General features: G+C 72.7%; 11 protein-coding genes. 4 read left to right on the top strand and 7 right to left on the bottom strand.

Features of this window, described 5'->3' with window-relative positions; genetic code table 11:
• Nucleotides 1–33: 33 nt before the first annotated feature.
• On the bottom strand, nucleotides 34–909 hold the full coding sequence (locus tag ACZ514_RS01190) for an oxygenase MpaB family protein (protein ID WP_469123765.1): 876 nt from the start codon (nucleotides 907–909) through the stop codon (nucleotides 34–36).
• Nucleotides 910–1,039: 130 nt separating this feature from the next.
• Here ACZ514_RS01190 and sph point away from each other — a divergent pair, with 130 nt between their 5' ends.
• Together sph and ACZ514_RS01180 are read left to right on the top strand one after the other, a co-directional pair.
• Nucleotides 1,040–2,032, top strand: a complete 993-nt coding sequence (gene sph / locus ACZ514_RS01185) for a sphingomyelin phosphodiesterase (RefSeq protein ID WP_468173105.1) — start codon at nucleotides 1,040–1,042, stop codon at nucleotides 2,030–2,032.
• Between the two features lie 134 nt (nucleotides 2,033–2,166).
• Nucleotides 2,167–2,616 carry a spore-associated protein gene (locus ACZ514_RS01180; RefSeq protein ID WP_468173103.1) on the top strand — a complete coding sequence of 150 codons (450 nt, stop codon included), beginning with the start codon at nucleotides 2,167–2,169 and terminating at the stop codon, nucleotides 2,614–2,616.
• Between the two features lie 154 nt (nucleotides 2,617–2,770).
• On the opposite strand, the gene ACZ514_RS01175 is transcribed toward ACZ514_RS01180, so the two are convergent.
• Nucleotides 2,771–4,594, bottom strand: a complete 1,824-nt coding sequence (locus tag ACZ514_RS01175; protein ID WP_469123764.1) for an AMP-dependent synthetase/ligase — start codon at nucleotides 4,592–4,594, stop codon at nucleotides 2,771–2,773.
• Between the two features lie 84 nt (nucleotides 4,595–4,678).
• Between ACZ514_RS01175 and ACZ514_RS01170 the strand changes: the two genes are divergently transcribed.
• Both ACZ514_RS01170 and ACZ514_RS01165 read left to right on the top strand, forming a co-directional pair.
• Nucleotides 4,679–5,407 (top strand): MerR family transcriptional regulator, encoded by a 729-nt coding sequence (locus ACZ514_RS01170; RefSeq protein ID WP_469123763.1) that lies wholly within the window; start codon nucleotides 4,679–4,681, stop codon nucleotides 5,405–5,407.
• Between the two features lie 10 nt (nucleotides 5,408–5,417).
• Entirely contained in the window at nucleotides 5,418–6,098 is a 681-nt protein-coding gene (locus ACZ514_RS01165; RefSeq protein WP_469123762.1) for a maltokinase N-terminal cap-like domain-containing protein, read from the top strand.
• Nucleotides 6,099–6,154: 56 nt separating this feature from the next.
• On the opposite strand, the gene ACZ514_RS01160 is transcribed toward ACZ514_RS01165, so the two are convergent.
• The 5 genes from ACZ514_RS01160 to ACZ514_RS01140 form a co-directional block, all read right to left on the bottom strand.
• A complete protein-coding gene (locus tag ACZ514_RS01160) occupies nucleotides 6,155–8,326 on the bottom strand; it encodes a 3-hydroxyacyl-CoA dehydrogenase NAD-binding domain-containing protein (RefSeq protein WP_469123761.1) in 2,172 nt (723 codons plus the stop codon).
• Nucleotides 8,327–8,370: 44 nt separating this feature from the next.
• Nucleotides 8,371–9,585, bottom strand: coding sequence for an acetyl-CoA C-acetyltransferase (locus tag ACZ514_RS01155; protein ID WP_468698038.1), 1,215 nt, complete (start codon nucleotides 9,583–9,585; stop codon nucleotides 8,371–8,373).
• Between the two features lie 72 nt (nucleotides 9,586–9,657).
• On the bottom strand, nucleotides 9,658–10,800 hold the full coding sequence (locus tag ACZ514_RS01150; protein WP_469123760.1) for an acyl-CoA dehydrogenase family protein: 1,143 nt from the start codon (nucleotides 10,798–10,800) through the stop codon (nucleotides 9,658–9,660).
• 9 nt (nucleotides 10,801–10,809) lie between these two features.
• Nucleotides 10,810–11,835, bottom strand: coding sequence for an LLM class F420-dependent oxidoreductase (locus ACZ514_RS01145; RefSeq protein ID WP_469123759.1), 1,026 nt, complete (start codon nucleotides 11,833–11,835; stop codon nucleotides 10,810–10,812).
• Nucleotides 11,835–12,962 carry a CaiB/BaiF CoA transferase family protein gene (locus tag ACZ514_RS01140; RefSeq protein WP_468173087.1) on the bottom strand — a complete coding sequence of 376 codons (1,128 nt, stop codon included), beginning with the start codon at nucleotides 12,960–12,962 and terminating at the stop codon, nucleotides 11,835–11,837. The genes ACZ514_RS01145 and ACZ514_RS01140 overlap by 1 nt, the downstream gene beginning before the upstream one ends.
• Nucleotides 12,963–13,196 lie beyond the last annotated feature (234 nt).

Genomic DNA, 13,196 nt, shown 5'->3' with positions numbered 1-13,196 from the left:
CCACGGCGGTACGCGGACCCGCGCGCCGGCGCCTCACACGGCGCCGGCGCGCCACCGCGCCCGCGCGGCGCGGGCCCTCGGCAGGTAGCGCAGCCGCTCGGGCAGCACCGGCACGAGGAGCCGTACGGCGGTGCTGAACCGGCGGAGCCGGCGTTCCTGGGCGGGGGTCCACTCCAGGCCGATGGCGGCCCGGGCGTCGGGCGGCATGTACCCGACGGTGACGAAGGCCCGGAAGCGCAGGTAGCCGACGCGCAGGACCGGCCAGGTCATCCGCAGCAGCAGCCGGAGGACCGGGGAGGCCACCTCGGGGCGGGGCAGGTCCACCTCGGTGGAGAGCAGTTCGCGGGCGACCGCGGTCGGCTCGATCTCCTCGGCCAGCATCCGGCGGTAGTACGGCCAGAACTCCTCGACGCTCTGCGGCATGTCCCGGTCGCGGAGCCCGAGGATCCGGCCCACCCGGAGCCACTCCGCGTACAGCTGCCGCTCCTGGTCGGGGGTGATGCGGCGGAAGAGGTAGCGCCCGGAGTACACGGCGACGGGGAAGCCGGTGGCGTGCACCCAGGCGTAGCAGGCGGGGTCGAGGGCGTGGTAGCGCCGGCCCCGGGTGTCGGTGCCCCGGATCCCCTGGTGCAGGCGGCGCACCCGGCGCCCTTCGGCGGCGGCCCCGGCCCCGCCGTAGACCCACAGCATCACGGACCGCAGGGAGCGCTCGCCCCGCCCCCAGGGGTCGGTGCGGAAGACCGAGTACTGGTCGACGCCGGCCCCGACGGCGGGGTGGGCGACCTGGAGGGTGAAGGCGGCGGGCAGGGTCAGCAGGGAGCGGATGTCGCCGGCGGTGGTCCACAGCACCCCGCCGGGCGGCGGCGGCTCGGGGTCGGGGCGCCCGGGGGTGCGGGCCGTGTCGTTCATGGGTCGATTATGCGAGCGCGAGAAGTCCTCGGTCCGGACAGAAAGTCTTGTCATGGGTGTTACCCAGAGGTAACCGCGGCTGCTTGGATGACGGCGTCGATCTTCCCCCGCAGGAATGACGGAGACCTCCATGCCGCAGATCTCGCACCGCCCGCGCCGCGCCGCCGCCACGGCCGTGGCCGCGACCGCCGCCGCAGCGCTCGTCCTCACCGGCGCGCCCGCCGCCACCGCCGCCGAGGGCACCGCCACGGCGCCGCGGCTGAGCGTCCTCACGTACAACGTGTTCCTGATGAGCAAGAGCCTGTACCCGAACTGGGGCCAGGACCACCGGGCCGCCGAGATCCCCAGGACCTCCTTCTACCAGGGCCACGACGTGGTGGTGCTCCAGGAGGCCTTCGACAACGGCACCTCGGACGCGCTGCAGGCCAACTCCGCGGCCCAGTACCCGTACCAGACCCCGGTCGTGGGCCGCGCCAAGACCGGCTGGGACGCCACGGGCGGCTCGTACTCCGCCACCACCCCGGAGGACGGCGGCGTCACGATCCTGAGCAAGTGGCCCATCCTGCGCAAGGAGCAGGTCGTCTACAAGGACGCCTGCGGCGCCGACTGGTGGTCCAACAAGGGCTTCGCGTACGTGGTGCTGAACGTGAACGGGGCCAGGGTGCACGTGGTCGGCACCCACGCCCAGTCCACCGACCCGGGCTGCGGCGCGGGCGAGGCGGCGCAGATGCGCAGCCGCCAGTTCAAGAACATAGACGCCTTCCTCGACGCCAAGAACATCCCGGCGGACGAGCAGGTCATCGTCGCGGGCGACATGAACGTGGACTCCCGCACCCCCGAGTACGCCTCCATGCTCGCGGACGCCGACCTGGCCGGCGCCGACTCGCGCACGGGCCACCCGTACTCCTTCGACACGGCGCTGAACACGATCGCGAACTACCGCTACCCGACGGACCCGCGCGAGGACCTGGACTACGTCCTGTACCGCAAGGGCAACGCCCGCCCGGCGGGCTGGGAGAACAACGTGGTCAAGGAGGAGTCGGCCCCCTGGACGGTCTCCAGCTGGGGCAAGTCCTACACGTACGGCAACCTCTCGGACCACTACCCGGTCATCGGCCGCTAGCCACCGGTCCCCCACCGCGCCGCCTCGTCAGGCGGCGCGGTCACATCTTTTGCGGGCGGGGCGCAACCGTCGCGCCGTCCTGCGTGTCACACCATGCAGGGAGCGACCAACTCCCGTGACCAGCAGGGGGAAACATGAGGTTCAGCCGTTCCGTCGTGACCACCACCGCGTTCGCCGCCCTGGCGCTGGGGGCGACGACCGCGCTGGCGGCGCCCGCCACCGCCGCGCCCAACACCACGCCGCAGAAGGTCTGCGGAAGCGCCTACAAGACCGTGAACTCGGCGGCCATCGGCTCGCTGGGCACCGTCTACCTGACGTACAACGCCGCGAACGGCAAGAACTGCGTCGCGACCATCCGCAACAACCCGGGTACGGCCGTGGACATGGCCCTGTGGATCGAGGTTCCCGAAACCTGGGAGCGGGGCGAGGACTTCGGCCGGTACACGTCCTACGCGGGTCCGGCCTACGTGTACGGCAAGGGCCACTGCGTCGACTGGGGCGGCGGCATCAGCAACGTGCACGTGCAGGTGTACAACTCCAACTGCGGCGCGCGCAAGGAGCACCGGGTCACCGAGGTCCGCTGACCCGGGCACCTCCTGACCGCGGCGTCCTGTGCCGTCGTGCGGTCGCCGGGGCGGGTCCCACGCCCCGGCGACCGCACGGGAGCCGCCGTGGTCCGGCCCCGCCCCGGCCCCAGCCCCGGCCCCGGCCTCGTCGCCGAGGGGCCCGTCGGGTGCGTCAGGCCCCGTACAGCCCCTCGATCACCGGCCCGTACTTCTCCCGGACCACCCGGCGGCGCAGTTTCAGCGACGGGGTGAGTTCTCCCGTCTCCGGGCCCCACTCCTCGGCCAGCAGCCGGTAGCGCTTGATCTGCTCGGTGCGGTTGAGGCGGGCGTTCGCGGCGGCCACCGCACGGTCGGTCTCCTCCAGGACGGCCGGGTGCCCGGCCAGTTCGGCGAGGGAGCCGGCCCGGATGCCGCGGGCGGCCGCCCAGGCGGGGGCCAGTTCGGGGTCCAGGACCAGCAGCGCGACCAGGTAGGAGCGGCCGTCCCCGTGCACCAGGGCCTGGCCGACCAGCGGGTGTTCCTTGACGGTGTTCTCCACCAGGGCCGGCGAGACGTTCTTGCCGTTCGAGGTGATGATCAGCTCCTTCTTGCGGTCCGTCAGCCAGAGGAAGCCGTCCTCGTCGAGCCGCCCGATGTCCCCGGTGGGGAACCAGCCCTCGGCGTCGGCCGCGCCCTCCACCGATCCGTCGGGGCGCAGGTAGCCGTCGAAGACGGTCGCACCGCGCGTGAGGATCTCCCCGTCCGCCGCCACCTTCAGCTCCAGCCCCTCGATGGGCCGGCCCACCGAGCCCAGCCGGAAGCCGCCGGGGGTGTCGCTGTTGACGGTGCACACACCGGCGGTCTCGGTCAGCCCCCAGGCGTCCATGACGGTGATCCCCCAGCCGGCCCAGAACCGCACCACGTCGAGCGGCATCGGCGCGGTGGCGCTGGCCGTCCAGACGAGCCGGTCCAGCCCCGCCGGCCGCAGCACCGGGTCCAGCACCCGCTCCTTCGCCTCGGCGTACGAGGCTTCGAGCGCGGCCGGAACCTCCTCGCCGCGCTCCCGGTGGCCGGCGCGGGCGCGCGCCACGTCCCCGGCGGCCCCGATGGCGCGCCGCTGCTCCTCGGGGAGGCCGGCCAGGGCGGCCCGCAGGCCCGCGGCGAGCTTCTCCCAGACCCGGGGCACCCCGAAGAACTGCACCGGGCGCAGCTCGCGGACGGCGGCCGCCACGCCGGTCGGGTCGGCGACCAGCCGGACGTGTGCGGCGCGCAGCAGGGGCAGGTAGATGCCGAGGATCCGCTCGGCGATGTGCGCGAAGGGCAGGTAGCAGACGTGCTCGGCGTGCTCGGGGAGCTGGACGTGGCGGTCGAGGCGGACGGACTGGAGCAGGATGTTGCGGTGGGTCAGGCGGACGCCCTTGGGGTCGCCCGTGGTGCCGGAGGTGTAGACGACCGTGAGGGGGTCCTGGGGGCGGGTCTCCTGCCAGGCCTTCTCGAAGTCGTCGGCGCGGTGCAGGCGGGCGCCGCTCGCGTACACGGAGGCGTAGGCGGTGTGCGGGCCGGCCTCGGCGGTCTCCGCGACGACGAGGCGTTCCAGCGGTGTCCCGGGGTCGTCGAGCGCCGGCGTCCACCGGTCGCGTTCGCGGGCGCCTTCGACGACGGCGAGCCGGGCCCGGCTGTGACGGGCGATGTGGGCTATCTGTTCGGGCGCGGAGGTTCCGTAGACGGTGACGGGGACGGCGCCGAGGTGGACGAGGGCGAGGTCGCTGAGCCAGTGCTCGGGGCGGTTGCCCATCATCAGCAGGACGTGTTCGCCGCGCTCGACCCCGAGGGCGGCGTAGCCGGCGGCGAGGACGGCGATCCGGCGGCGGGCCTCGCCCCAGGTGAGGGTCGTCCAGCCGTCCCCCTCACGCCAGGAGAGGGCGGGCAGGTCCGCGTGTTCGGCGGCGTTGCGGGCCAGCAGGGCGGGGACGGTGAGGTCGTCGGGTTGTCCGGGCAGACGCAGGTTCGTGGTCACGGGCAGCTCCTGGACGTTTCACATCGTTGGTGCGACAGCAATACTGTTGAACCAAGCCGTGGAGCAGAGAGCGAGGCGCAGACGATGGCCGACCGGGCGACCGAGCCGATGCTCACCGTGGACGAACTGGCGTCCAGGGCCGGTGTCACCGTCCGCACCGTACGGTTCTACAGCACGCGCGGGCTTTTGCCCCCTCCCGTGATCGGACCGCGTCGTGTGGGGCACTACGGACCGGAGCACCTGTCCCGGCTCGCGCTGATCGAGGAACTCCAGCACCAGGGGATGACCCTGTCGGCGATCCAGCGCTATCTGGACGCCCTGCCGGACGACCTGAGCGCGCACGACCTGGCGATCCACCGGGCGCTGGTGGCCACCTGGGCGCCGGACGCGGCGCAGGAGGTGTCGCGGGCGGATCTGGAGAAGCGGGCGGGCCGGAGCCTGTCGGACGGGGACCTGCGCCGGCTGGCCGCGATGAACGTGGTCTCGCCCTCCGGGGAGGGCTTCCGGGTGGACGTGGGCCTGCTGCGGCTGGGAGTCGCGCTGCTGGACGTACCGATCGCCCACGAGACGCTGCTCGTGGCGCGGGGCGTCCTGCTGGAGCACGCACGCACGGCGGCGCACCAGCTCACGGCGCTGTTCCGGGACGAGGTGTGGGGGCCGTTCACGCAGGACGAGGACGACCCGGAGCGGGTGGAGTCGATGAAGGCGCTGTCCGCGCACATGCAGCCGATGGTGGTGCAGGCCCTGGTGACGGCCTTCCAGCGGTCGCTGAAGGAGGAATTGCGGGCGGCGTTCACCTCGGAGGGAGGGTAGGTTCGGCCGTATGGCGATCATCCACCACACCACGCTGTCACCGACCAAACTCGAACTCCTCGCCGGCTGGCTGCCGTCGAGGCCCTGGTACCGCGGCGCGGAGAAGGCCGCACCGCCGGCCCGGGCGGGCGGCTTCCGGCTCGACGACCCCGAGGGCGAGGTGGGCGTCGAGTTCATGGTGGTCGCCGTCCCCTCGGGCGGCGGAGCCGGCACCGGCTCCGGGCCCGTCGCCCACCTGGTGCCGCTCACCTACCGGGGTGCCCCGCTGGAGGGCGCGGAGGCGGGTCTGATCGGCACCCTGGAGCACGGGGTGCTGGGCAGGCGCTGGGTGTACGACGGCGCCCACGACCCGGTGATGGTCGAGCAGTTGCTGGCGCTGCTGGCGGGCCGGGTGACGGCCCAGGCCCAGAGCGAGAGCGACACCCCCGACCCGACGGTCGAGGTCCGCTCCGGGGGTTCCGGCGCACCGGCGGGCCTGACCGGTCCCGGGACGGTGACGGACACCGCCGGGCACACCGAGGTCGTGGTGGGCCCGGCGGGGATGGACGCCCCGACCCTGACCCTGGTCCTGAACCGGGTGCTGGCTCCCGGCACCGCCCCTGCGGACGGCCTCCTCGCGCAGGTGGTGGCCGGCTGGTCCGCCCCGGACGGCTCCGGGTTGCGCGGGGCGTTCGCGTACCTCCGGCCGTAGGCCCGCTTCCCGGGCCCGCCTCCGCGGGCCCGGGCGGGGAGCGCCGGCGAGGGGCGTCAGTCGGTGTACGTCTCGCCGCGCTCCGCCTTGGCCACGAGGGAGGCCGGCGGGGTGAAGCGCTCGCCGTAGGTGGCGGCCAGCTCGCGGGCGCGGGCGACGAAGCCGGGCAGGCCTCCTTCGTAGCCGTTGATGTACTGGATCACGCCGCCCGTCCAGGCGGGGAAGCCGATGCCCATGACGGAACCGATGTTGGCGTCGGCGACGGAGGTGAGCACGCCCTCGTCGAGGCAGCGGACGGTGTCCAGGGCCTCGGAGAAGAGCATGCGCTCCTTCATGTCCTCGAAGGGGATCCGGGCGTCCGGCTTGGCGAAGTGCTCGCGCAGCCCGGGCCAGATGCGGACGCGCTTGCCCGTCCCGTCGTACTCGTAGAAGCCGGCCCCGCCGCTGCGGCCCGGCCGGCCGAACTCCTCGACCATGCGGTCGATGACCCGGTCGGCGGGGTGCTCGGTCCACTCGCGGCCCTCGGCCTCGAAGGCCTTGCGGGTCTCGTTGCGGATCTTGCGCGGCAGGGTGAGGGTGAGCTCGTCCATCAGCGAGAGCACCTTGGCGGGGTAGCCGGCCTGCGCCGCGGCCTGCTCGACGGAGGCCGGCTCGATTCCCTCGCCGACCATCGCCACGCCCTCGTTGATGAACTGGCCGATGACGCGCGAGGTGAAGAAGCCGCGCGAGTCGTTGACCACGATCGGGGTCTTGTTGATCTGGCGGACCAGGTCGAAGGCGCGGGCGACGGCCTCGTCACCGGTGCGCTCGCCCTTGATGATCTCCACCAGCGGCATCTTGTCGACGGGCGAGAAGAAGTGCAGGCCGATGAAGTCGGCGGGACGCGCGACCCCCTCGGCGAGTCCGGTGATGGGGAGGGTGGAGGTGTTGGAGCAGAGCAGCGCGTCGGGGGCGACGACGTCCTGGACCTCCTGGAACACCCTGTGCTTGAGGGCGGTGTCCTCGAAGACCGCCTCGATGACGGCGTCGCAGCCGGCCAGGTCGGCGGCGTCGGCGGTCGGGGTGATCCGGGCGAGCAGCTCGTCCCGCTTGGCCTGGGTGGTGCGGCCCTTGGCGAGGGCCTTGTCGAGGAGCTTCTCGGAGTACGCCTTGCCCTTGGCGGCGGCCTCGGGGGTGACGTCCTTGAGCACGACCTCGATGCCCGCGCGGGCGCAGGAGTAGGCGATGCCCGCGCCCATCATCCCGGCGCCGAGGACCGCGACCTTGGTGACCTCGCGCGGTGCGGTGCCCTGCGGGCGGCTGCGGCCGGCGTTGACGGCCTGGAGGTCGAAGAAGAACGCCTGGATCATGTTCTTGGCGGTCTGCCCGGTGACCAGCTCGGTGAAGTACCGGGCCTCGATGGTCTGGGCGGTCTCGAAGTCGACCTGGGAGCCCTCGACGGCGCAGGCCAGGATGTTGCGCGGCGCCGGGTACGGGGCCCCGTTCAGCTGCTTCTTCAGGTTGGCGGGGAAGGCCGGGAGGTTCGCGGCGAAGCGCGGGCTGGACGGCGTACCGCCCGGGATCCTGTAGCCGGGGACGTCCCAGGGCTGCTTCGACTCGGGGTTGGCGTCGATGAAGGCGCGGGCCTTGGCCAGCATCTCTTCGGGGGTGGAGGCCAGTTCGTGGACCAGACCGTTCTCCAGGGCGCGCCGCGGGTCGTACTGGGTGCCCTGGAGCAGCACCTTGAGCAGCGCGTCGGCGATGCCCATGAGGCGCACGGTGCGGGTGACGCCGCCGCCGGCGGGGAGCAGGCCGAGGGTGACCTCGGGCAGGCCGATCTTGGAGCCAGGGGCGTCGAGGGCGACGCGGTGGTGGGAGGCGAGGCAGATCTCGTAACCGCCGCCGAGGGCCGTGCCGTTGACGGCGGCGACCACGGGCTTGCCGAGGGTCTCGATGCGTCGCAGCGAGCGCTTGATGGCGTTCCCGGTCTCGAAGGCGAGTCCGGCGTCCTCGGGGCGCAGCCGGATCATGTCCTTGAGGTCGCCGCCCGCGAAGAAGGTCTTCTTGGCGGAGGTGTAGATGATGCCGCGGATGGAGTCCTTCTCGGCCTCCGCGCGGTCGGCGACCGCCGCGATGGAGTCCTTGAAGGCCTGGTTCATGGTGTTGGCGGACTGGTCCGGGTCGTCGAGGACCAGGGTGACGACGCCGGTCTCGTCCTGTTCCCAGCGGATCGTGGTGGACTCGCTCATGTTCGCTACTTCCGTGTGAGGGGCGGATCGGGGATCAGGACGGGTCAGACGCGTTCGACGATGGTGGCGACGCCCATGCCGCCGCCGACGCAGAGGGTGACGAGGCCGTAGCGCTTGTCCTGGCGCTCCAGTTCGTCGACGACGGTGCCGAGCAGCATGGCGCCGGTGGCGCCGAGCGGGTGGCCGAGCGCGATGGCGCCGCCGTTGACGTTGACCTTGTCCAGGGAGACGCCCATGTCCTTGACGAAGCGCAGCACGACGCCGGCGAAGGCCTCGTTCATCTCGATCAGGTCGATGTCGTCGATGGTGAGCCCGGCCTTGGCGAGGGCCTTGCGGGTCGCCGGGGCGGGGCCGGTGAGCATGATGGTGGGCTCGGAGCCGGAGACGGCGGCCGAGACGATCCGGGCGCGCGGGCGCAGCCCGCAACGCTCTCCCGCCTCGCGGGTGCCGATGGCGACGAGCGAGGCGCCGTCGACGATGCCGGAGGAGTTGCCGGCGTGGTGGACGTGGTCGATCTTCTCGATCCAGTGGTACTTCTGGAGCGCGACGGCGTCGAACCCGCCGAGGTCGCCGATGTCGGCGAAGGACGGCTTCAGCGTGGCCAGGGTGTCGGCGGTGGTCCCGGGGCGGACGAACTCCTCGTGGTCCAGGACGATCAGGCCGTTGCGGTCGGTGACCGGGACCACGGACCTGGCGAAGCGGCCCTCCTTGATGGCGGTGGCGGCCCGCTCCTGGGACAGGGCCGCGTACTCGTCCACGTCGCGCCGGGAGAAGCCCTCGATGGTGGCGATGAGGTCGGCGCCGATGCCCTGCGGGACGAAGCCGGTGTCCCAGTTGGTCATGGGGTCGGCGAACCAGGCGCCGCCGTCGGAGGCCATCGGGACGCGGGACATGGACTCCACGCCGCCGGCGAGGACCAGGTCCTCCCAGCCGGAGCGGACCTTGGCGGCGGCCAGGTTGACGGCTTCCAGGCCGGAGGCGCAGAAGCGGTTCTCCTGTACGCCGGCCACCGTGTCCGGCAGGCCCGCGGCGATGGCCGCGATACGGGCGATGTCGGAGCCCTGGTCGCCGACGGGGCCGACGACGCCGAGCACGATGTCGTCGATGGCGGCCGGGTCCAGGTCCGGGTTGCGCTCGCGCAGGGCGTGGATGAGGCCGACGACCAGGTCGATCGGCTTGGTGCCGTGCAGGGCGCCGTTGGCCTTGCCGCGGCCGCGCGGGGTGCGGATCGCGTCGTATACGTAAGCTTCGGTGCTCACTGGTCAAGCCTTTCGGAGGTGTCCAAGGGGTGGTCCGGGGGGAGCCGGGGGGCCCGGGGGGCCGGGGGGTGGTCAGCCGAGGAGGGAGCGGCCGATGATCTCCTTCATGATCTCGGTCGTGCCGCCGTAGATGGTCTGGATGCGGCCGTCGGTGAACGCCCGCGCGACCCGGTACTCGGTCATGTAGCCGTATCCGCCGTGCAGCTGGAGGCAGCGGTCGGCGACCCGCTTCTGGAGTTCGGTGGCCCACCACTTGGCCATCGAGGCGTCGACGTGGTCCAGTCCGCCGTTGGCGTGGTCGGTGATGCAGCGGTCGAGGAAGGTACGGGTGACCGCGCACTCGGTGGCCATCTCGGCCACCTCGAAGCGGACGTGCTGGAGCTTGGAGAGCGGCCGGCCGAAGGCCTCGCGCTCCTTGACGTACGTGGTGGTGATCTCCAGCAGGTGTTCGGCGGCGGCGATGGCGGCCATCGCGATGCCGAGCCGTTCCTGCGCCAGGTTGGTCATCAGGTGGAGGAAGGCGCCGTTCTGCTCGCCGAGCAGGTTCTCCTTGGGGACGCGTACGTCGTTGAAGAACAGCTCGGCGGTGTCTTGGGCCTTCTGGCCGATCTTGTCGAGGTTGCGGCCGCGTTCGAAGCCCTCCGCGCCGCGCTCGACGACGAGGAGGGACAGTCCGTGCGCCCCGCCCTCGGGGGTGGTCTTCGCGACGACGATCACCAGGTCGGCGAGGATGCCGTTGGAGATGAAGGTCTTGGACCCGTTGAGCAGCCAGTGGTCGCCCCGGTCCTCGGCGCTGGTGCGGATCCCCTGGAGGTCGGAACCCGCGCCCGGCTCGGTCATCGCGATCGCGGTGACGGTCTCGCCGGAGCAGAAGCCGGGCAGCCAGCGGCGCTTCTGCTCCTCGGTGCCGAGCGAGGTCAGGTAGGGGCCGATGACGTCGTTGTGCAGGCCGATCGCCAGCCCCGGGGTCCCGGCCCGGGTGAACTCCTCGGCGAGCACCGCCGCGTAGCGGAAGTCCGGGTTCCCACCGCCTCCGTACTCCTCGGGGACGGCCAGGCCCAGCAGGCCCTGCCGGCCGGCGGCCCGCCAGGCGTCCCGGCTGACGATGCCGTCCTTCTCCCACTGCTCGTAGTGCGGCAGCACCTCCTTGTGCAGGAAGGTGCGCACGGTCTCGCGGAACGCCTCGTGGTCGGCGTCGTAGATGCGTCGTCGCATCGGGGCCCCCTACAGCCAGCTCTTGACGGTTTCGATCAGCCGGGCCGGATCCGGGCCGACCGGCGTGACGTTGAGCATGGTGACCCCGGCCTCCCGGAAGGCCTCGACGCGCTCGCGCACGTACCCCTCGGGGCCGCAGAGGGTCATCAGCTCGCAGAACTCGTCCGGCACGGCCGCCGCCGCGTCGCGCTTGCGGCCGGCGAGGTACAGCTCCTGGATCCGGCGGGCCTGCTCCCCGTACCCGTAGGCCACGGCGAGGTCGTTGTAGAAGTTCTTGCCGACCGCCCCCATCCCGCCGACGTACAGGGCGATCTGGGGCCGCGCGAGGTCCCGGACGGCGGCCGCGTCCTCGCCGATGGCCAGCAGGCCGCCCGCGACGGTCCGCAGCGGGCCGAGCTCCGGCGGCCGCTTGGCGGTGCCCTCGGCGAGGGCGCCTCCCCACACGGCGCGGGCCTTCTCCGGGATGAAGAGGGTGGGGAGCCAGCCGTCGGCGATCTCGGCGGTCAGTGCCACGTTCGCCGGGCCGAGGGAGGCGATGTAGACGGGGATGGCGTCCCTGACCGGGCGGGTGAGGATCTTCAGGGGCTTGCCGTGCCGGCCGCCCCTGGCGGCGGGCAGCGGCATGTCCGTGATGCCGTGGTGGTCGATGGTCTCGCGGCGCCAGATCCGCCGGCACAGCTCGACGGTCTCGCGGGTCCGGCCGAGCGGCTTGTCGTACGGCTTCCCGTGCCACCCCTCGATCACCTGCGGGCCTGAGGCTCCCAGGCCGAGCAGGGCCCGTCCGCCCGACACCGCGTCCAGGCCGGCGGCGGTCTGCGCGATGAGGGCGGGGGTGCGGGAGTAGACGTTCACGATGGCCGAGCCGATCCTCATCCGCTCGGTGCGGGCCGCCAGGTAGCCCATGATCGTCGGGGAGTCGAAGCCCCAGGCCTCGGCGACCCACACGGCGTCGAGGCCGGCGGACTCCAGCGCGGCCGCCTCGTCGGCGGCCCGGCGCGGGTCACCGGCGTAGTCGAGCAGCATGGACAGTTCCATCAGGCCTCTTTCGGCAGCAGCGCGGGCACGCCCCAGTCGGCGGCCACCGACTCGGTGTCCGCGCCGGGCAGGGCGGGACCGGAGGCGACGCGGGTCGGGGTCGCGGAGAAGCGCGGGGCGGGGGCGGGCTGGGTGATCCCGCCGTACTCGGTGAAGGTCCCCCGGGAGACGAGGTGGGGGTGGTGCGGGGCCTCGCGCAGCGAGAGCACGGGCGCCACACAGGCGTCGGTTCCCTCGAAGAGGGCCGTCCACTCCTCGCGCGTACGGGACTTGAAGCGGGCGGCGACGGCCTCGCGCAGCTCGCCCCAGCGGGCGAGGTCCTTGCGGGCGGGTGCCCGGTCCCCGATGCCGAGCAGTTCCACGAAGGTGTCGTAGAACTGCTGCTCCAGCGCGCCGACCGCCATGTACCCGCCGTCGGAGGTCTCGTAGGTGCCGTAGAAGGGGCAGCCGCCGTCGAGCAGGTTGGCCCCGCGCCGGTCCTGCCAGCCGCCGGCCGCGACCATGCCGTGGATCATGGCGGTGAGGTGGGCGGTGCCGTCGACGATCGCGGCGTCCACGACCTGGCCGGTGCCCTGCGGGGTGCGGGCGTGCTGGAGGGCGGCGAGGATCCCGATGACGAGGTAGAGGGAGCCGCCCGCGTAGTCGCCGACCAGGTTGGCGGGGACGGCCGGGGGCTCGCCGGGGCTGCCGATCATGCCGAGCGCGCCGGTGACGGCGATGTACGCGATGTCGTGCCCGGCGGTGCGGGCCAGCGGCCCCTCCTGGCCCCAGCCGGTCATCCGGCCGTAGACCAGCTTCGGGTTGCGGGCGAGGCAGTGGTCCGGGCCGACGCCGAGCCGCTCGGCGACCCCGGGGCGGAACCCCTCGATCAGTACGTCGGCGCGCTCCGCCAGGTCCAGCACCCGGGCGGGGCCTCCGGCGGCCTTCAGGTCGACCAGCACGGAGCGCTTGTTGCGGTTGGTGACGTCGTAGGCCGGGTCGACGGCGAGACCGCCGCCGCCCGGCCGGTCCACGCGGACGACGTCGGCGCCGAGGTCGGCGAGGAGCATGGCGGCGAACGGGCCGGGGCCGATGCCCGCCAGTTCGACGACGCGTACTCCCGCGAGCGGGCCTGCTGTCACTGCCATCGGGCCCCCGGCATCCTGGTGTGAGGTGAGGGTGGGTGTGTGCGCGTGTGTGACACAACTGATGTAACACCAGCGATGCTAGGAACACGTTCCACTCAGCACAAGAGCGAGCGCCCGGCCGGTTTCGCCTTCGGCCCGCTCGCCCCGGAGCGCGGGCGCCGTTCCCGGCCGGGAGTCCCCGTACCGCCGCCGTCTTCCGTATCCGTATCCGTATCCGTCTGTGCCTCCGCCTCC

This window comes from Streptomyces sp. NPDC034086, assembly GCF_055575515.1.
This window is presented reverse-complemented; position numbering and strand designations above follow the sequence as displayed.